Source organism: Dysgonomonas gadei ATCC BAA-286, from assembly GCF_000213555.1.
Classification (GTDB): Bacteria; Bacteroidota; Bacteroidia; order Bacteroidales; family Dysgonomonadaceae; genus Dysgonomonas; species Dysgonomonas gadei.
Map to the genome: position 1 here is coordinate 833,973 of NZ_GL891979.1, position 20,909 is coordinate 854,881.

General features: G+C 38.1%; 17 protein-coding genes and 2 tRNA genes. 6 read left to right on the forward strand and 13 right to left on the reverse strand.

Annotated features, from left to right (window positions below; translation table 11 throughout):
- Positions 1 to 20 precede the first annotated feature (20 nt).
- Together HMPREF9455_RS03175 and HMPREF9455_RS03180 are read right to left on the reverse strand one after the other, a co-directional pair.
- Positions 21 to 1,289 carry an alginate export family protein gene (locus HMPREF9455_RS03175; protein ID WP_006798150.1) on the reverse strand — a complete coding sequence of 423 codons (1,269 nt, stop codon included), beginning with the start codon at positions 1,287 to 1,289 and terminating at the stop codon, positions 21 to 23.
- Between the two features lie 66 nt (positions 1,290 to 1,355).
- Positions 1,356 to 1,706, reverse strand: coding sequence for a winged helix-turn-helix domain-containing protein (locus HMPREF9455_RS03180; protein WP_006798151.1), 351 nt, complete (start codon positions 1,704 to 1,706; stop codon positions 1,356 to 1,358).
- A gap of 298 nt (positions 1,707 to 2,004) precedes the next feature.
- Between HMPREF9455_RS03180 and HMPREF9455_RS03185 the strand changes: the two genes are divergently transcribed.
- Entirely contained in the window at positions 2,005 to 2,211 is a 207-nt protein-coding gene (locus HMPREF9455_RS03185) for a TOBE domain-containing protein (RefSeq protein ID WP_006798152.1), read from the forward strand.
- A 21-nt stretch (positions 2,212 to 2,232) separates the two neighbouring features.
- On the opposite strand, the gene HMPREF9455_RS03190 is transcribed toward HMPREF9455_RS03185, so the two are convergent.
- From HMPREF9455_RS03190 to HMPREF9455_RS03240, 11 genes are all read right to left on the reverse strand, one after another.
- Positions 2,233 to 2,565 carry an LURP-one-related/scramblase family protein gene (locus HMPREF9455_RS03190; RefSeq protein WP_006798153.1) on the reverse strand — a complete coding sequence of 111 codons (333 nt, stop codon included), beginning with the start codon at positions 2,563 to 2,565 and terminating at the stop codon, positions 2,233 to 2,235.
- Positions 2,566 to 2,571: 6 nt separating this feature from the next.
- Positions 2,572 to 2,817 (reverse strand): hypothetical protein, encoded by a 246-nt coding sequence (locus HMPREF9455_RS03195; RefSeq protein ID WP_006798154.1) that lies wholly within the window; start codon positions 2,815 to 2,817, stop codon positions 2,572 to 2,574.
- Positions 2,818 to 3,137: 320 nt separating this feature from the next.
- A complete protein-coding gene (locus HMPREF9455_RS03200) occupies positions 3,138 to 4,283 on the reverse strand; it encodes a site-specific integrase (protein WP_006798155.1) in 1,146 nt (381 codons plus the stop codon).
- A 269-nt stretch (positions 4,284 to 4,552) separates the two neighbouring features.
- A tRNA-Ser gene (locus HMPREF9455_RS03205) sits at positions 4,553 to 4,637 on the reverse strand.
- Between the two features lie 106 nt (positions 4,638 to 4,743).
- On the reverse strand, positions 4,744 to 5,463 hold the full coding sequence (locus tag HMPREF9455_RS03210) for a LytR/AlgR family response regulator transcription factor (RefSeq protein ID WP_006798156.1): 720 nt from the start codon (positions 5,461 to 5,463) through the stop codon (positions 4,744 to 4,746).
- Complete coding sequence (locus tag HMPREF9455_RS03215) at positions 5,460 to 6,566, reverse strand: sensor histidine kinase (RefSeq protein ID WP_006798157.1); 1,107 nt, start codon at positions 6,564 to 6,566, stop codon at positions 5,460 to 5,462. The genes HMPREF9455_RS03210 and HMPREF9455_RS03215 overlap by 4 nt, the downstream gene beginning before the upstream one ends.
- Positions 6,567 to 6,878: 312 nt before the next feature.
- Positions 6,879 to 8,099 (reverse strand): ABC transporter permease, encoded by a 1,221-nt coding sequence (locus HMPREF9455_RS03220; protein ID WP_006798158.1) that lies wholly within the window; start codon positions 8,097 to 8,099, stop codon positions 6,879 to 6,881.
- Between the two features lie 78 nt (positions 8,100 to 8,177).
- Positions 8,178 to 8,930, reverse strand: a complete 753-nt coding sequence (locus HMPREF9455_RS03225) for an ABC transporter ATP-binding protein (RefSeq protein WP_044215365.1) — start codon at positions 8,928 to 8,930, stop codon at positions 8,178 to 8,180.
- Between the two features lie 4 nt (positions 8,931 to 8,934).
- Positions 8,935 to 10,152: an efflux RND transporter periplasmic adaptor subunit gene (locus tag HMPREF9455_RS03230; RefSeq protein WP_006798160.1), complete on the reverse strand. Its 1,218-nt coding sequence runs from the start codon at positions 10,150 to 10,152 to the stop codon at positions 8,935 to 8,937.
- A gap of 59 nt (positions 10,153 to 10,211) precedes the next feature.
- Positions 10,212 to 11,540, reverse strand: a complete 1,329-nt coding sequence (locus HMPREF9455_RS03235; RefSeq protein ID WP_006798161.1) for a TolC family protein — start codon at positions 11,538 to 11,540, stop codon at positions 10,212 to 10,214.
- Between the two features lie 23 nt (positions 11,541 to 11,563).
- Positions 11,564 to 12,127 (reverse strand): hypothetical protein, encoded by a 564-nt coding sequence (locus tag HMPREF9455_RS03240; protein WP_006798162.1) that lies wholly within the window; start codon positions 12,125 to 12,127, stop codon positions 11,564 to 11,566.
- Between the two features lie 246 nt (positions 12,128 to 12,373).
- Here HMPREF9455_RS03240 and HMPREF9455_RS03245 point away from each other — a divergent pair, with 246 nt between their 5' ends.
- The 5 genes from HMPREF9455_RS03245 to HMPREF9455_RS03265 all read left to right on the forward strand — a co-directional run bounded on the left by HMPREF9455_RS03245 (position 12,374) and on the right by HMPREF9455_RS03265 (position 20,750).
- A complete protein-coding gene (locus HMPREF9455_RS03245) occupies positions 12,374 to 15,229 on the forward strand; it encodes a TonB-dependent receptor (RefSeq protein WP_006798163.1) in 2,856 nt (951 codons plus the stop codon).
- 50 nt (positions 15,230 to 15,279) lie between these two features.
- Positions 15,280 to 16,809 (forward strand): hypothetical protein, encoded by a 1,530-nt coding sequence (locus tag HMPREF9455_RS03250; RefSeq protein WP_006798164.1) that lies wholly within the window; start codon positions 15,280 to 15,282, stop codon positions 16,807 to 16,809.
- 246 nt (positions 16,810 to 17,055) lie between these two features.
- Positions 17,056 to 20,013: a PEP/pyruvate-binding domain-containing protein gene (locus HMPREF9455_RS03255; RefSeq protein ID WP_006798166.1), complete on the forward strand. Its 2,958-nt coding sequence runs from the start codon at positions 17,056 to 17,058 to the stop codon at positions 20,011 to 20,013.
- An 18-nt stretch (positions 20,014 to 20,031) separates the two neighbouring features.
- The gene (locus HMPREF9455_RS03260; RefSeq protein WP_006798168.1) at positions 20,032 to 20,433 is read left to right on the forward strand and encodes a septal ring lytic transglycosylase RlpA family protein; all 402 of its coding nucleotides are present in this window, start codon (positions 20,032 to 20,034) and stop codon (positions 20,431 to 20,433) included.
- 243 nt (positions 20,434 to 20,676) lie between these two features.
- Positions 20,677 to 20,750 (forward strand) — tRNA-Cys (locus HMPREF9455_RS03265).
- Positions 20,751 to 20,909: the final 159 nt, after the last annotated feature.

Sequence of the window (20,909 nt, forward strand, 5' to 3'; positions counted from 1 at the left end):
GTTATTTAATTATTAGTATTTTATTTTTTAGATAAAAAGGTAGGCTTAAATGAAATCATCACATATGCCCAAGTTGGAAATTTAGTATCAATGTTCACTTGTTTTTTTACTGTATTGGTCTGATCCGTTTTGAAATAAGCACTCCAACCTCCTTGCAAAGTTATTTCGGGTGAAATGGTATAGTTCGCCGTGATATCTACTTCAGAACCAATATTCTTTTTATCTGTTGAACTTAATTCTTTAGTCAGAGAGAATGTGTGAAATGTTGCATCAATATTAAATTTTGAATTGGGCTTAAATGTAATGCCTGCATATAAATCAGATAACCCCTGTGTTGGTAAAGTAGCCCAATATTCCATTGATCCGTTAAATGAGTGGTTTACACCATATAACTTGTTGAAAGTACGGTCTTTTCCTGATTCCATATCTGATTTCGATCCCGAAAAATAGTCTCCTCCTAGTGTTATGCTCCACTTATTTGTTATCGAATATTGATTTTTTAGAGCCAATAGATAGCCTCTTAAACTTTTATCTTTAGGGTTGTGTCCAAATTGATAATAGGCTGTTGCATAGAATGAATATGGTATTGTCTTATCTTTAAAACCTAAGTTTCCGCCTACTGTATTTCGATAACTCAACTTGTTTATCAAATCATTTGTTGTTCCTCGTTGAAAACCATCGTTAACCCATAAAGCTGTGGCATCGAATTTTCCAAAAGATTTAGCCAGCCATATATAAGTCAGCATTTTATATGATTTACTTACGTCGTAAGCAGATTCATAAAGGACATCACTGCCATTGTTCCATTCACTTCCAAGATGTGCCTTAATACCTGTTTTAGTTTCATACTTCAGCAACAACAGATCGTGCGAATTGCCTGTATTGCTCCAATTTGCAGCAGAGAAAAGGCGTTTATCGTCATATTCGAGAGACTGACGTCCTAAGGTCGCCGAAAGTTCAGGAGTAAACATATATGCTCCCCATGCTTCGTACAATCCAAGAGAATTATTCGTACTATTAATACCTGTCTGACCATAGGTTCTTGAATCTTGCAATGTTATCTTAGCTTTGATTTTATCATCGCTGTAAATAACATTTAGTCTCGTTCGAAGAGAACCTATAGTTGCACTATGCAATGTATCTGCTAATGGGCTCTGAAATCCATTTCGATACTCTGCTCGTGTCCGTATTTCTCCGTCAATCTTTACTGATTGTGAATAAACGGGTCCTTGAAGAAAAATTAAGAATAAACCAAAACAAATTACTGAATAAAACTTTTTTTTGTCCATAACCTAAATAAATTAAGATGAAATAGATCGATATAAATTGAAAAGAATAACGATTCGTAAAAAAAATCAAATAAAGCATGCCAGTATATCATCTTCCATTTCAGAGATATACCTGTTCTGTTCCGAAACCATTCTCTCGAAACTTTCTATTAATTTGAATCCGAAATTTGTAATTAATGCACCACCTCCATTTGTTCCACCGCGTTGACGTGTGACAACAGGTAATGGCGAGATACTATTAAGTTCTTTGATTATAACCCATGCTTGCTGATAAGACATTTTCATATCTTTGGAAGCTCCCAAAATAGATCCACGACTATTAATCCGCTTCAATAGCTCAATACGTTTCGCATTGAGAAAACAACTTCCATTTTTTTCTATTTCTAGCTTAGATATAATTCGAAAGGGTTGATGCATGTTCTATTTCTTTTCAGTATTATATCAGAAATCATGCCATTGGATGTAAGTTTTAGATATACAGCGATATATGATTATATGTATAATGAATCGCTCTCGTAAATCTACATATATGTAGTCTAATGAGATCGTTTTCACCAAAATGTAGATGGATTAAATCTTACGAATAAGGATATTCAGACATTTGATAAACTTAGAGAAGCTACTTTGGTGAGTTCAATGAAAAAGCATTCGATATAAAATAACAAAGACAACGGGTTTACTGTTATGCTATTATAATCAATTAAAACTGTAAAATATGAAACTAAGTGCTCGCAATGATTTAAAGGGAACTATTACAGACATCAAGAGAGGAGCTGTAATGGCTAAGGTAACTATTGATTTGGGGAATGGACAAACTATAGTATCAGTTATAACGGTAGATAGTGTGGATGAACTGGAGTTAAAAGTCGGAGATGTTGCTCATGCCATAATAAAGTCAACAGAAGTGCTTATCGGGAAATAAACATTTTTGTAAATAAAATGTCTATTTATAAAATGTGAGGGAGAAGGTTTGTTCTCCCTTATCTTGCTTCATATCGAATTTCCCCTTATTAAGGAGAGTCATTCCATTTAGTTGAGATGAAATCATTAACTTCTCGAGTATTATCAAACTATTATGTACATCACAATCTAGATTAAAGAAGCATTCTAAGAGGTTTTGATTATTGTCACAAACTTTGATTAGAAAAACACCGTGTTCTGCAAAAAACAAATCTTCATAGGCATACATAACGTCTAAGCCGATGGCATCTTTAATTATAAAACGAATTTTTTCTATATTGGGTATGATAATGTTTTTGTTTTCTATTGTATCCATAATAAGTCATTTTTCGGGATATAAATTATATAGCCATTCTATTTGCTTAATTTTTAAAGCTTCATTCTCCGTTTGGCATTTAAATAATGATGCACTAATTGCTTCACGAAACTCTTCTTCTGTAAATGCAATCTCATAACATGCTAGTATAGTTATCAAATCAGTCTTTGATTTGCAATTATAACAAGATTTTCTAAAATCATTACTTAATTGAATATACTTTATAAAAGCAAAAGCATTACTAAGAGCCATTTGTTCTTTTGTTTTAGTAATAACAAATATTGAGCCAACATTTATATATATGATAATGAGTGCTGATGTTATTTATTGAAGATTAAAACATACAAGAATGTGGGAAATTCTTCAGTAGGGTGGATATTAAAAATGAATTTACAGATTATGAAAGAAACAATTCTTGATTTGTAAAATCACCCATTTTTTGGTACCGCTAGAAAATCATTTGATTAAAACCGTATAGAGATAATACAAATCATTTTTATAAATATAATTGAAGTTTAATCTTATTTTATATATTTGCAAATATTGAGTCGCTCTTTAGTATAGTTAGAAAATTAAGCATATCTAAGAACCAAGCTGGTTTCTAAATCGTTACCTATTAAAAAACGAACAGTTCGTAATATGCTGGGTAGTAGTCGATAAGATGTTTTATTGTGTCTTGCAAGATGGAAGCTCAACTGCTTATCAATTCCACATAAAGAGCCAATTTCCTTCAAATATGCATTTACCTTTTGATTACTTGGAACCGGAAGTACACGATCATCAGATAATGCTCCTTCATATTTATTCAGGATTTTTTGAGGAATATCAAGCAAAGGAATAGTAAAAGACACCCCTGTCTTTTCTCTTTTACCTATTAACCAGAGTTTGTCATCAAATGATATACGAATATTTTCTTTTCTCAGATTTTTTACATCGATATAAGCCAATCCGCAAAAACAGGAAAAAATAAAAATATCCCGAATCTGATCCAAGCGCTTTATCGTTATCTTCTTGTTAATGATAGATTCTATTTCATTCTGTGTTAAATAGCCTCGATCGACTTTCTTAATCCTGATCTTATAATTTATAAACGGATCACTCTTTAACCATCCGTTATTCTTGGCTAGAATAACAATCCGTTTAAAAAACTGCATAAATTTGGCTGTTGTATTCGGATTACATCCGGCTGTGGTCAAGAGGTAAACCTCAAAATCAGTTATAAAAATAAAGTCGATTTCTTTTAATGCAATATCTGACCGATTGTATTTTTCTTTAATAAAAGAGGTTAGATGTTTTCTTGTAACTTCATACTTTTGATAAGTAGCCTTGCTTTTATTTATTCCAATCAGTTTCTCTACATCTTCATTATGCTTTCTGAAAAGATCAAGCAGCATCTGTTGCTGGATCTCAACACCAAAAAAGATATTTTTAATACGTTCAGGGGTAACAGAAACTTCTCTTTCGAGTAATTCTCTATAAATCTTAGTCATCGTTGCTTTGATACTATCAAGCACTGAGTTTGTGTTAATGACTTCCTGGGTTTTCCCGACAAGCTTACTTGCCGTTACATTCCATAATTTAGGATCAACATCAACCTTTGTTCCAAACTGGATCGATTTTCCATTCACGGTAATTCGTCCCATAACCGGCATCTTACCGTTTGCCTTTAATCCATTCTTTTTTCCATAAAAAAGGATACTGAATGTGGTCTTTTTCATAACTCAAAATTTAATTTCAAAAATACATTCAACAATCAAATAATGAGATAAATACAGAGTTCCAAAAATGGACTTCAAACTGCCTAAGTAAGACAAATCGTAACCTATTTTGATTTTCTGACAATAGGTTACGAATAGGTTACGCAGCTATGTCAAAAAATGGCTTTTTTATGGCTTCTATATGAAATGGGGATAAACGAAAAAGTCCCACAAATCACTGATTTGTAGGACTTTTCTTGTTTTTGGCTTCTTTTGTCTTAGCCTTTCCGCGGAGAGAGAGGGATTCGAACCCCCGGAACCTCGCAGTTCAACGGTTTTCAAGACCGCCGCAATCGACCACTCTGCCATCTCTCCAGTGTTCATCTTAACACTGTGCTTTTCCTCAAAAGCGATGCAAAGATATGTACTTTTTTCTAATTCCAAAATAAATATCAGCCTTTTTTGCGATAAATCTGCTTCATTAGAAGAAATGCTTGTTGAGGAAATCCATAAATTTCGCCTTATATGATTCTGACACAGGAATATATTCCTTTCCGAATACAATACAGTTTCTTTCTATCGTTTTTATCTTATCCAGATTAACGATGAAAGAGCGATGTACACGCATAAATTGCTTTTCGGGGAGTTTCTCCTCCAGTGACTGCATACTCATCAGCGAACTTACAGACTCCTTCTGATTTTCCAGATGAAACTTTACATAATCCTTTTGATTTTCGATATAGAGAATATTGTCAAACTCTATTTTCTCCATCCTGTAGCCCGATTTCACGAATATACTCGTCGCAGGGGATGTAGAACTATCATTTGACGAGGCGGCTGTCAGCTTAAACCATTCAAGAGCTTTATTCGCTGCTTGCAAAAACTCTGTATAATTAATTGGTTTCAATAGATAGTCCAGAGCATTTAACCGAAAACCATCCACAGCATAGTGGTCATACGCTGTCGTAAATATAATCTTTGTAGAGGGAGGGATGGTCTTGGAAAATTCCAGGCCTGTTATCTGAGGCATATTTATATCCAGAAACAATACATCTGTTTTTCCGTTGCTTATTGTGTCCATAGCAGACAAAGCATTATTAAAAGTCCCAGTCAATTCTAAAAAGGGAGTTTTAGCAACATATGTCTTCAACAAATCTATCGCTAAAGGCTCATCATCTATTATTACACATTTCAGCTTCATAATATATTATTTTCTTTCCCAAAATCGATTCTTAATAATGTAAAGAAACTGTTTGTCCGTTTCTCTGCGATAAATTCATGCCTGTTAGGATATAGAAGGTCAAGTCTTTTAGACAGGTTGGTTAAACCAATGCCGGAATTATGCTCTTCCATGTTCATATTTTCTTCTCTTTCCAGAAGGCTGTTCTCTACTGTACAAAGTACTCCTTTACCCGGATCTACCAAAATACTAACATCAATAAAACTTTCTTCACCATTATTTATCCCATGTTTAAAAGCATTCTCTATCAGGGTGATAAACATTAATGACGCAATCATATCATGGCTGCTTTTGCCGTCTATCAGCACATTTAGTTTCACGTTAGCGCTAAGACGGAGTTTCATTAAATCAATATAGTTCTGAGTAAACGTCAATTCCTTATCCAAAGGAACAAATTTCTCATCATTATCGTACATCACATAGCGTAAAAGATTACTGAGCCTATGGACGGCGTCCTGCGCCCTGTTCTGATCGATAGCAATCAGTGAATATATATTATTCAGTGTATTAAAAAGAAAGTGAGGATTAAGCTGACTTCTCAAATTACGCAAATCGGCCTCTAGCTGAACACTTTTCGCCTTCTCAAAATTAATTGAATCCCTATACCAGCGAATAGTTGTTTTTATTGCCACAGCGAGTCCTATCACAAAAATAATAGATACATAATCGAATATGAAACGCATCAGAAGTGGTGGTCCACCATGCTTGCCTTCCGGAAACCGGCCCATATGAGGCGGTTTCTTCCGCATACCTTGTTCTATACTCTGTACCACCTCCGGATCAGGACGCATACATTCTGATACAAAAGTCTGAAGGATTACCAGAACAGCTATAAGCGCTATATTTGTAACAACATAAAGAGCAAACTTCCTGTTGAATAAATATTTTTCTATCAAATAGGAATAATTTGCATAAAACAATATGGCAAATATTCCCATGCGAATAATATAATTATAATAAGGTTTATAATCAAATGTTCCTTCACGCGAGATCAAGTATATCGGAACCAATAATGCAATTGTCCATATAATGATGTGTGGAAATATTTTTATAAAGTTTTTCATGCTCATATCATTTTAAAATACAGTAAGTTAAGTTTAAATGACTTAAGTATACATTTACGTTTGTTAACTATATTTCGTTAAAAGGTAACAAACGTAACGTTTTTTTAGTTATCAGTGAACAGTCATCAGTTAACAACTTATATCTCGTATCTCATATAACTTTCAACCTACTGCTTGTTAAAAAGGTAACAAAGGTAACACATTATTCACATTTTATTACTGTTACTTTTTCCGAAAACCAATAACGAAGTCAAATATCTCTGTACTTATAGCACAACCGTATAGATAAACAATTCTAGAGATAATTCAACCTTATTCATATCTCAGCGCTTCGATCGGATCAAGGTATGATGCTTTTTTTGCAGGATACCAGCCGAAGAAAATTCCTGTTGCAGTACATACAATAAAAGACAATACAATAGTATATACCTGGATGCTGATGGGCCACGCCAGCAGATAATTTACCATAAAAGCGCTGCTGACACCGAGTATCACACCTATAACCCCTCCTGTTACGCTCAGCAGGATAGCTTCGATCAGGAACTGCATCAATATATCCACACCTTTGGCTCCGATAGACATACGCAGCCCGATTTCACGGGTACGTTCAGTTACAGATACATACATGATATTCATAATGCCTATACCACCGACCAACAGCGATATACCGGCAATACATGCCAAAAGGATTGTCATCATATCCGTTGTGGAACTCATCATGGAAATCAGCTCTTTCTGTGAACGTACATTGAAATCATCCTCATCATTCGCCCCTATTTTGTGACGCTGCCGCAAGATGTTTTCTATACTTGTTATAGCATCTTCGGTAGCATCCTCTGTTACGGCAGAGGCCGATATAGACTGAATGTAAGTAATGGCCAGAATACGCTTCTGAACTGTAGTATAAGGAGCGATTATCAAATCGTCCTGATCCATCCCCATTGTATTGTCACCTTTCGAGGTAAGTACACCTATTACTTTAAACGGTATTTTGTTGAAACGGATAGTCTGGCCAACCGGGTCTTCACCGTTTGTAAACAAATTGTCTACAACTGTTTGCCCTATTACACAAACTTTTGCAGAAGTCTTAACATCTCCTTCACTAAACATTTCGCCCTGAGCAATAGTATATTTGCGGATATCGAGGTAGGAGGGATTCACACCATAAATGGAAGTAGGAGAGTTGTTTGCGCCATAAATCACCTGTCCTGATGATTGCACTTCGGGTGATGCTGCCGAGATATATTCAGCCTGCTCCACAATAGCCTCATAATCTTCGAGTTTCAGTGTCTGCATACTCGATGCACTTTGACGTACTCCGCCAAACTGACCTGTTCCGGGACGGATATTTATCATATTCGAACCCATCGTGGATATCTGGTCCTGTATACTCTTTTTCGAGCCTTGTCCTATTGCAAGCATGGTAATAACGGCCGCTACACCGATTATAATACCAAGCATGGTAAGGAAGCCTCTGAACTTGTTACCGCTCAGTGCCCGGAGAGCTATTTTGAATAGATTTACTAGATTCACGTTCCTAATTTATTAATTCGAGAATTCGGATATTAGCAAATAAAAACACATTTACTAATCTGCTAATTTTCACATTTACTAATTATCTTCTTTCGGCAGTTTTGCTAAAAATTCTCTTGCCGACTGTATATTATCATTATACTTATCTTCCTTGATACTACCGTCGCGAATAACAATATTGCGACTGCTGAATGCCGAAATTTCAGGATTGTGGGTTACAAATATAATTGTACGCCCTTCCTCATCATGCATACGTTGCAATACGGAAAGAATTTCGAAAGATGTACGGGTATCGAGGTTTCCGGTAGCTTCATCAGCCAGTATTATCACGGGTTCATTCACCAGTGCCCGGGCAATAGCCACACGTTGCATCTGACCTCCCGACATCTGATTGGACTTATGGTTCAGCCTGTCACCCAATCCGACTTCTTCCAAAGCCTTTATAGCACGCTGGTGGCGTTCTTTGGCCGAAACATCGGGGTTGTACATAAGAGGTAATTCCACATTTTCCACAGCTGTAGTCTTCGCCAGCAGATTATAAGACTGGAATATAAATCCGATCTTACGGTTGCGTAGAGTAGCCCTGTCATTCTTGCCCATTTTGCGGACAGAAATCCCATCCAGATAATATTCTCCCTCTGTAGGCGTATCCAGACACCCCAATATATTCAATAAAGTAGATTTTCCGGAACCGCTGGTACCCATGATGGTCACAAATTCGCCCTCCTGTATGCTGAAGCTGATACCCCGTAGGGCATGAACCGTTTCATCGCCTACAATATAGTCGCGTTTCAGATTTTCTACTCTTATAATTTCCTTATTCTGATTCATTACATTATCTCCTCCTGTTACCGCCCGGACGCTGAGGCATAAACGGGCTCGATTCGCCATTTGCTTTTTCAGGCTCGGACATACTGCTATTTGTCTCTTGCGAAATACCTGTGACAACTACTTCTCCCTGATTAAGTCCTTCCTTTACAGATACATGTACGCCATCGGTGGTTCCTACTGTAACCTGTTTAGGTGAAAGTGTATTTCCCGATTTTACCCAAACTACTTTCTTGGTTTTATCCTTCGGATCGAACTGCAGAGGCTGTCCCAACGTCAGATCTTTGAAATTCTTCATTATATCGGGATCAGGATTGAAGCGTAAGGCCTTGGATGGTACTACCAGCACATCCTGTTCTTCCTGTGTATAGATATTGACACTGGCAGTAAGTCCCGGTTTCAGTTTCAATTCGGGATTCGGAGCGTCTATAACGACTTCATATGTAACAACATTCGATGTTGTTGTAGCTTCGAGCCTTACCTGTACCACTTTTCCTTCAAATTCATCATCAGGGAAAGCATCCACTGTAAATGTTACACGTTGTCCTTCTTTCACTCCGCCTATATCAGCCTCGTCCACATTGGCGATCACACGCATCTTTGTCAGGTCGTTAGCTATAGTAAACAGGGTAGGGGTGCTGAATGAAGCGGCTACGGTTTGCCCCTCTTCTACCGCCCGGGATATAACTACTCCGTCGATAGTAGATGTGATGGTTGCATATCCCAGATTGGTTTGTGCTTTCAGTACAGCAGCCTTCGATGAAGTTACTGCCAACTGTGCCGTCTGGTAGGTAGATTCAGCGTTTTCCCAGTCTACTTTACTGATTGCCTGCTTTTCCCACAGGCCTTTCTGACGGTCGTAATTTTGTTTTTGTAATATAAGCTCAACCTGTCTTGTCTGTAGATTCGCATTTGCATTTTCCAGTTCCGATACCAGCAGTCTCTTATCCAGTTCGGCCAGTACTTGTCCGGCTTTTACTTCTGAATTAAAGTCCACATATATTTTAGATATAACACCCGATACCTGTGTACCTACTTCTACTAATGTTATTGGCTCTATAGTACCTGTTGCTGTAACGGCAATAGAGATATTTCCTTTTTCTGCTTTCGCCGTATCCAGTATAACGGCGGAACCTTTTGCTGACGGCAGTAGTAAGAATATCCCTGCAGCTACAATTGCTATTATGGCTGCAGTAATCAGGTATTTTTTTAGTTTCTTATTCATATTTAATTACGAGTTACGACTTACAAGTGATTTATTATCTGTTAAGTGCTGATTATTAATTATAATGCGATCTCCTGCCCCTGATAAAAATTAAGTAATTTGAGACTTACCAACGCTGTATATTTAGCTTGCAGCAAATCCTGCAAAGCATTGGCATAATTATTCTTTTCGGTCGTCAGTTCAACTGTATTACGCATTCCCAGCGCATATTGTTCCTGCACCAGTTCATAGCTCAATTTGGCCGAATTAAGTTTGTCTTTTGCCGCATTGTATTTACTTTGTCCCGATACCGCGTCCTGATACAGGTTTTCTATTGTAGAGAGCAATGTCTTTTGTGTATCGATCAAATCCAATTCAGCCATTTGAATATTCAGATCGGCTTTCTTTACATTCGACCGGTTCTGTTTATTATCAAATATAGGGATGCTGACCGTCAGCCCTACACTCTGATTGAAATTACGCCCTATCTGTGTCGCAAATGAGGGATTGCTGTTGAATATATTTCCTGTACCGATACTTCCCGATACGGATACTGTCGGTAAATAGCCCGCTTTGGCTGACGATTTATTGAGTTCTGCAAGTTTAATATTCGTCTTGCTGCTGGTAATTTCCGGCATAATATTCAACGCTCTCTGATATACTTCATACTTCGAAGGGATAAAAGATAATATATCCTGATCGTCAATCCGTGGAAAATCGATATCCATTCCTTCGTCATAATCAAGTTCCAGCAGCTGTTTTAGTTGTAGCTTATAAATCTCAAATGAATTCTGGGCCTGTACCAGATTATATTTATCGGCACTATATTGTGCTTCCACCTGCGCATACTCGCTCCGTGTTATACTACCGGCATCCAAAAATATTTTAGTCTGTTCCAATTGAGCTGAATCCGATGCGACTATATTTTCATTATTCTTTATCGATTCCCTGCTATAAAGTATTTGCAGGTAGGCTTGGGTTATAGCTATTTCAATATTGTTCTGGGTATTCTGGGTATTCAGGTTCTGCATTTCTTTCTGCAATTGAGCCTGCTTTATATCATTCCTGTTTTTTCCTCCATTGTACACAGTCCAGTTCGCATTCAGGGTATATTGCCCGTTGAATAAACCTTCGTACCGGTAATCCCCGTTCCCATCAGGCGATTGTGAATTTGTATACCGTTGCGAAACACTTCCGCTGAGGGAAGGGAACAACGCGGCTTTTGATTGCGAAATATCCACATCATAAGTTTCTGCTGTAATGTCCGATTTTTTCACCTGAATGTTTTCCTGGCGTGCATAATCGATACAATCCCGCAAAGTCCATTTCTTTTGAGAAAAAGCAATGGCTGGTATAAGAACACCAACCATTACCAAACCAAACAATCTTCTAATATTATACGTGTTCATAAAATATCTGATTCATGAAATTATCAAAACATATCGTCATCCGCCATATCCGGACGGCCTCCGTTATCATCGGGTCTTTGTGCAGGTGGTTGTTGCCTGTTACCCCTATTGGGTATGCCTTGCCCTCTGAACTCTATATTCTTCTTATTCGCCGAGAATATATTATATTGCTCATCGGATAGGATAGAACGATACTTCTTGTCATATTTTTCTTCTTTCTTTTTTATCTTTTCATCTATTTTAGCCATCTTCCCGAAAAGTTTCTGCCTATCTTTTTCCGCCATTCCGGGGTTCTCGGAATCTATTTTCAATTCCTGCTTTTCCTGCATCAACTTTGAAATATCCTTACGTTCATTGGTTATTTCTTTTCCCAGTTTTTCTCGTTGTTCCAACGTTAAATCAGGTATTTCGGGTATGCCCATTATCATAAAACTATCCTGGTTTTGCCCCTGCTTGTTCATCATAGGCGGACGGCCTCCACCCGGACCACCCTGAGGTCTGCCTCCGCCTCCTCCACCCATTGGGGGCTGGGCTGCCAGACCGGAGCAGATAAGGATAAATGTTATTGCCAAAATCGACTTTTTCATATTTCATATTTTTATTTCTATCTCAAAATTATGAGGAGGAAGGATGGTAAACAACGCTAATCGACAGACAGGCGTTTTTAATCGAAGTATAGGCGTTTTGACATGACAAAAAGAAAGCTATCCCTGTTAATGCTGTTACAAAACGCTTAACAGGAAAGAGATAATTTCTTTGTTCAACCTTATTTTTTATGTAGCGTTTCTGTAACAAAAATACAGGTGCTTTGTATCGTAAAATTCAAAGAAAATATGTACAAGGAAATTAGGAATATGTTTAAACAACGTAACTACTTATTAAAAACTTTTTTTGCGGTATTTATATTACTATCAGCAAACACCCTGTCGGCACAGACAATAATAAAAGGGTCGGTAAAAGATGCCAAAACACTGGAAACACTGCCCGGAGTTGCCATATCGGTGAAAAATACCACAATAGGTGTCATAACAAATGAAAACGGTGACTACGAACTAAATGTTGCCCCCGGAAAATATACCATCGTTACATCTTATTTATCCTATCAGCCGATGGAGATTACAGGTGTGGAAGTCAAAAAAGGAGAACCCACCATCGTGGATATTCCCATGAAAGAATCGGAACATGCGTTGGGCGAAGTATATGTAGTAGCGATAGGCCGTATAAACTCGGAAGTATCCCTGCTGAGTTCGATAAAGAAATCCAATGCCGTTATAAGCGGAGTATCCTCACAACAAATATCGAAAAGCCAGGACAGGGATGCATCGGAAGTAATAAGACGGGTACCCGGAATTTCTATCATAGACGATAAGTTTGTAGTAGCCAGAGGATTATCGCAAAGATATAATAATGTGTGGGTAAACAACAGTACTATCCCCAGTTCGGAAGCAGATACCCGTGCTTTCTCATTCGATATCATCCCCAGTTCACAGATAGAAAATATCATGATCGTAAAATCACCGCAACCGGAACTGCCGGCCGATTTCTCGGGAGGTTTTATCAAGGTGGAGACAAAAGGTATTCCGAGCGAAAATTCAATTCAGTTAAATTATGGTCTCGGTATCAATACCCAGACTCAGTTTAAGGATTTCAAATACAGCAAGAGTAGTGGAACCGATTTTCTTGGTTTCGACGATGGAATGAGAAGTTTGTCCAGTGCCTTTAATTCAGGAAGAATCGACAATACCAATGCAGAACAGGTGAGTAACCTGACAAAGAACGGTTTCAATAACGACTGGTCTGTAAATACAAAAAATCCATTACCCGACCAACGTTTAGGTTTCGTTATAAACCGTAAATATACCGGACAGGACAATAGTATGTGGGGACTTATCGCTGCATTGAACTATAGCAATACAAGCAAGACATATACCGATATGGAAAACTCCAGATACGGTGTATATGATTCCGATAATGATAAACCATATTTTACATTCAAGTACAAAGATAATCAGTATAATAATGATGCAAGGGTAGGGGCTTTGGCCAATCTTATATATATGCCGAACGACAAGCATCGTTTCGAATTCAGAAATATAGTAAACCAGATAGGGAAGAACAGATATACCGACCGTGAAGGATATCAGAACACAAGTGGGTTTTACGGACAACGCAAGGCCGAATATATCTACAGTAGCCGCCTGGCTTATTCAGGACAATTAGCCGGAAAACATACCCTAACCGATAAAGACAATCTGGACTGGGTCACAGGTTTTTCCTACAGTAACAAGAACCAGCCGGACAGACGTATTATCAACTGGGAAGAAAACGGATATTCCGGAGATGCCCATTACAAAGAATACCAAATAGACCAGAACGATATAACACGCGACTATAATAAGCTAAACGAATACAGCTATACTTTATCGACAAATTATACACATGATTTTTCGTTCGACAATGGCTTCAAACCTTCTGTAAAAGCCGGAGTATACGGTGAATACAGGGACAGAAATTACAATACACGGTTTTTTAAATACCGCTGGATACCTGAAAACCTGCCCGATGATTTCGGTTACAGAGATGCTATCTCAGGGATACTGATTCCGGAAAATTATGGTGCAGATAAATTATACGCTTATGACGATACCGACAGGCTTAACGATTATTCGGGTACGAATACACAGGCAGCAGGATATGTAGGTTTCAACATTCCGTTCAGCAAGTTCAATATTTATACGGGTGCCCGGCTGGAACACAATAAGATGTCGCTGAAAAGCTATACAACCATCTCCGGGGACAAATCAAAGACAACTGATTATTCATACACAGATATATTCCCTTCATTGAATGCGTCATACAATCTTACAGACGACCATCTGGTACGCGTGGCTTACGGACGCTCTACCAACAGGCAGGAATTCAGGGAAATATCATCATCTTCATATTATGATTTCGACCTGTTCAGCTTCGTATCGGGTAATCCGGACCTGAAACCTGCTTATATCGACAATTTCGATATCAGATACGAGTTTTATCCTTCATCTTCGGAAATATTCTCCGTAGCCCTGTTCTACAAACGTTTTAAAGACCCTATCGAATGGACTTACCTTGACGGAGGAGGAACCTATATCTATACATTCAAAAATGCGGATAAAGCAGATAATTACGGTATAGAAGTAGATATCAAAAAGAAACTGGATTTTATGGGACTGAAAGATTTCGCCCTGACATTCAATGGTTCATTGATTAAAAGTAAAGTGAAATTTAAAGAAAACTCGGGCGCCAATTACGACCGTCCGATGCAGGGACAATCTCCATATCTGATAAATGCAGGTATATTCTATCAGAATGAAGCCCTCGGACTGAACGCGACAGTACTTTATAATATTATAGGTAAACGTATTGTGGGAATCGGCCGTATATCCACCTCTTCGGGCACTTCGATCAACAATGATATACCTGACATGTACGAAATGCCCCGCAATGTACTCGATCTGACCGTGACTAAAAAACTGGGTAAACATTTCGAGCTAAATGCCGGTATAAAAGATGTCCTGGCCGCGAAAGCAAAGTATGCACAATTTCCCAAATTTGTAGACAAGGATGGTAATACTCAAGAGAGAGAGCAAATAACAAAGGAATATAAAACCGGACAAAATATTTCATTAACAGCCAGATACTCATTCTAATTACATATATAGGTATCAAATAGTAAAACATTTTTTTAATAATATTGATTATGAAAACTTTAAGTTTATTTAAAAGCGCATTTTTTATTGCATGTATAGCTTTGTTTACGGCATGTTCGGATAGCAATGACGATACAGATGGTGGAAACGGAGGCGGAGAAGAAACCGAACAGATCCTATTTAATAACGGAACAGAAATCGGTAATGGTGAGCAAAATTTCTTGGTAAAAGAAAGCCATACAATCAGAAAAGGAACCTATGTACTCAAAGGCTGGGTATATATTGAGGATGGAGCCACTCTTACAATAGAGCCGGGAACTGTCATAAAAGGGGATAAAGACACCAAAGCCGCCCTGATAGCTAAAAGAGGAGGAAAACTGATAGCTAAAGGAACTGCTGCCGAACCTATCATATTTACATCCAATCAGGCAAAAGGAAGCCGTAAACCTGGCGACTGGGGAGGTATTATCCTGTGCGGTAAAGCTAAGAATAACATTGATATTGTAGACGGAATGCAGATAGAAGGCGGTGTAGACGCCAAGCATGGGGGAAACAACGATGAAGATAATTCGGGTGTAATTAGTTATGTGAGAATAGAGTATGCCGGTTATCCGTTTGCTACCGATCAGGAAATAAACGGTCTGACAATGGGATCGGTAGGTCGCGGTACACAGATAGACCACGTACAGGTATCTTATAGCAACGACGATTCCTTTGAGTGGTTTGGCGGAACTGTAAACGCAAAATACCTTGTGGCATATCACGGATGGGATGACGATTTCGATACAGACAATGGATATTCAGGTAAATTACAATTCCTTTTGTCGGTAAAAAATCCGAAAATAGCAGACCAGTCCTTATCAAATGGCTTTGAATCTGATAACAATGCAAATGGTACAACTGACGAACCATATACTAAAGCCGTATTCAGCAATGTTACTCTGATAGGCCCAATGGGACAGGCTACAGATTTTGCCAATACCACACAGTATGTTACAGGCGATGGACTGAATCCTAACAATGGATCAAGACTTGGTATATTCCAGGCAGCAATACAAATTCGCCGCAACTCACGTCTGAATCTTTTCAATTCCGTTGCTACAGGATATCCGGTAGGTCTGTTATTAGACAACCAAAAAGGTACTACTCAAAAATGGGCTACAGACGGTATACTTAAATTACAAAACAATGTATTTGCCGGAATGGGAATCACTGGTTCCGATATCAACAAACAGGCTAATGGATGGACAGACCAGTTATCGACAGATGGAACAAATGTAACTGACGCTACAAAGGCTTCATTCTCCAGTACATTCTTTAAGAAAGAAGGTAATAACAACACGGTTCTGGATAATATATCAGACCTCAAATTAAAACAACCTAATAGTAAAGAAGCTAATCCTAATTATGGACCTGTTTCAGGAAGCCCTGTTCTTGGCTTAGGCGCATTTACAGATGCCGCGCTAAACGATGCATTCTTCACCAAAGTGAACTATTCGGGAGCTTTTGCCAGCGACTCTGATAATGACAACTGGCTAAAAGGATGGACAAATTTTGACCCTCAAAACACTACTTATTGATATTATTTCAAATTTTCATAAAAGGGACGGTTTATTTAAATCGTCTCTTTTTGTCTAAAATATTGAGAAAGGCAGACTCCATTCCTGATAAAAGAAAGAGAGAAGCTGAGTGTATTTTACATTCGGCTTCTTTTTTTGCATTATATTTGTGACTTATATATTTACTATAACAAGCAAAAGTCTACAAAAAATTATATTACTAAAAATAGACTTGCTACTTGTAACCAATAACTGTAACTGCTTTCTATGAAACGAATACCAGATATCAAAGATTTCCGTATCAAAGATACTTCATTCGCCAACCTGATGAATAAACGAATCTACAATGTTTTGCTGATAGCGACCAAATATGATTCATTTATTCTGGAAGACGACGGACGTATCGACGAACAGATTTTCAATGAATATACATCGCTTAACCTGAACTATCCACCCCGTTTTACACAGGTAGTTACTGAAGAAGAAGCTCTGACCGAACTTAGTGAGAATCACTATGAACTCATAATTCAGATGCCGAATATGGACGAAACCGATATGTTTGCCACGGCAAAACATATAAAGGAACATTTTAATGATATACCGTTTGTTGTCCTTACCCCATTTTCGAGAGAAGTAACCAAGAGGCTGTCGCAGGAAGACCTGTCCGGCGTAGATTATGTGTTTAGCTGGCTCGGCAATCCCGATCTACTACTGGCCATCATAAAACTGATAGAAGACGCGATGAATGCCGAACATGATACGGAAAGTGTAGGTGTACAGATTATCCTTCTTATCGAAGATTCGGTGCGGTTTTACTCATCGGCACTGCCAACCCTGTTCAAGATAGTTATGGAAGAGTCGAAAGAATTTTCGAAAGAAGCCCTGAACGAACACCAGCAGATGTTGCGTATGCGTGGCCGCCCTAAAATCATGCTTGCCCGTACCTACGAAGAAGCTGTAGGGATATATACCGAATATAAAGATAATATACTTGGTATAGTGACCGATATGAGCTATATGCATGGGGGCACCAAGGACAAACTGGCTGGCTATAACTTTGCCAAATGGGTAAAGGAAAAGGATCGTTTCAAGCCGATTGTCTTTACTTCGTCCGAAATAACGAACAAAGTATATGCAGACGAATTGGAATGCAGTTTTATCGATAAGAATTCGAAAAGCTTTCCCCGCGATTTAAGAAAACAGGTTGTAAATAATTTTGGTTTCGGCGACTTCGTTATTATCAATCCCGATACTCAGGAAGAGATATTCCGTATCCGCAACTTAAAAGATTTACAGAAAAATATATTTAATATACCAACCGATTCTCTGGTATATCATATGTCCCATAACCATTTCTCACGTTTTTTCTATTCCCGTGCACTGTTTCCGCTGGCAGAAGGGTTGAAGAAAATAGATATTTCGGACTTCGATAATGTGGAAGACGCCCGTCAGATCATTTATGATATGATAATAAAATACCGGCGTATCAAGAATTCGGGAATTGTAGCCGTTTTCGATAAAGACCGGTTCGACGAATTTTCCAATTTTGTGCGAATGGGAGATGGGTCTATAGGTGGAAAGGGGCGTAGTATTGCCTTTATGGATAACATTGTTAAAGAACATGCCGAACTGAACAATGACGAGAATATTGTAGTAAGGATTCCACGTACAGTAGTTTTGTCCACCGATCTCTTTGATGAATTCATGGAAATAAACGACTTGTACCCCATTGCTTTATCCGACAGACCCGATGAGGAAATCCTCCGCTATTTCCTCAAAGCCGGATTACCCGACCGCCTGATTGAAGACTTTATGGCATTTCTGGATGTAGTAAAAGCGCCCGTAGCTGTACGCTCCTCAAGTTTATTGGAAGATTCCCATTACCAACCATTTGCCGGCGTCTATTCCACATATATGATACCATTGCTACCCGATAAGTATGAAATGCTGGGGCTTTTAGGGAAAGCGATTAAAGCCGTCTATGCATCTGTATTTTACAGAGACAGCAAGACATATATGGTAGCCACACAAAACCTGATTGACCAGGAAAAAATGGCTATTGTATTACAGGAAGCCGTAGGAAGCCGTTATGGAGACCATTTCTATCCTACATTGTCGGGAGTTGCCCGTTCACTCAATTTCTATCCTGTAGGTAATGAAAAACCTGAAGAAGGTATTGCAAATATTGTATTGGGACTGGGAAAATATATTGTCGAGGGTGGAGCCAGCCTGCGCTTTTCGCCCGCTCATCCACATAATATAGTCCAACTAAGTTCCGTTGATTTTGCATTAAGAGATACACAGCGCTTCTTTTATGCGTTGGATATGAAAGACACAGATAAGGAATTTTCTACAAATGACGGATTCAACCTATTGAAACTGAATCTGAAAGATGCAGAAAAAGACGGCTCTATCAAATATATATCATCTACTTACGATCCGGTAGACCAGGTGATTTATGACGGGTACTATGAAGGAGGGCGTAAAATCTTATCGTTTGTAAATATATTGCAACACAATGTTTTTCCTTTGGCTGAGATACTGAAACAAACGCTGAAAATAGGCCAGGAAGAAATGGGACGGGCAGTGGAAATAGAATTTGCCGCCGACCTGAAAGACAAAGGAGAAGGTACTTTCTATCTGTTGCAGATACGCCCTATTGTACAAAACCGCGAGTTGCAAAGTGAAGACCTGTCGCAGATAAAGCCGGAACAGGAGATATTACATTCCACAAGTGCGCTCGGCCACGGGGTAACCAGTGATGTGTACGATATAGTTTATGTAAAAACCAAAAGCTTCAGCGCTGCAAATAATCAATCGATTGTCGCAGAAATAGACAGTATAAATAGAGAATTTCTGGATAACGATAAGAATTATGTACTTGTTGGTCCGGGAAGGTGGGGTAGTAGCGATCCCTGGCTGGGAATCCCGGTACGCTGGCCACAAATAAGCAATGCGAGGGTGCTTGTAGAAATTGCGCTGGATAACTATAAGATAGAACCAAGTCAGGGTACTCACTTTTTTCAGAACCTGACCTCTTTCGGAGTCGGCTATTTCTCTATCAATCCGTTTTTACAAAACGACGGACTATTTGACGAAGAATACCTGAACAGTCAGCCGGCTGTCTATGAAACAGAATATCTGCGCCATGTCCGTTTTCCTAGTCCGGTTATAATAAAAATAAACGGTAAGAAAAAGATCGGTGTGGTATTGAAACCCGAATAATAAAGTAATTATTTCCTCATGAAAAAAGCAGTATTTATACAACTATTGTTTATCATAGTCCTGATGGTTAATGCTCAGCATACCGGAAAGGCTACATTCTATGGAACTAAATTCAATAACAGGAAAACTGCCAGCGGAGAGATATACAGAAAAGACAGTATGGTATGCGCCCATAAGACATATCCATTTGGGACACTATTAAAAGTAAAGAACCTGCATAACGATAAGGAAGTTGTTGTACGGGTAATAGACAGAGGGCCTTTCAGAAAAAAATTCATTATAGATCTGTCTTATGCCGCAGCTAAAAAAATAGATATGTTAAGCCGTGGTGTTGCCGATGTAATGGTATCGGAACATAAATATAATTTGCCGGCACCTTTTACAATTTATATGTTTGATACGTTAAAGCTTCCAAAATAAGCAGGGAAACCGAATTATTTTTATTAAATTTGAAATTGTCAGATAAATCGTAGTGAGCATCAGAATCAAATCGGCATTTACCTATAATCCTAAATAATAAGTAAATACAGGATTTTATAATAATCGAAATTCTTTTGCGTTCTATACTATAACCGGAGAGAGCCTTGGTTTCGGGATAAAAAAATTTATAAAAACTTGTCTGTTGAATAAATTGTTATATCTTTGCATTCGCTAACCAAAAATGGTTCCTTGGCCGAGTGGTTAGGCACCGGTCTGCAAAACCGTTGACGGCGGTTCGAATCCGCCAGGAACCTCCAAAAGAGCAAACTTTTAGGCTTTATTTTATGATAATAATCACTTTGGGTTATTATCTTCTAAAAAAGAATAAAATCCATAATAATTATTTTATAAATAGTATTTGAACTACCAAAAGGTTATTCCTTAATTATTTTTTGAAAATACATACAAAATCAGTA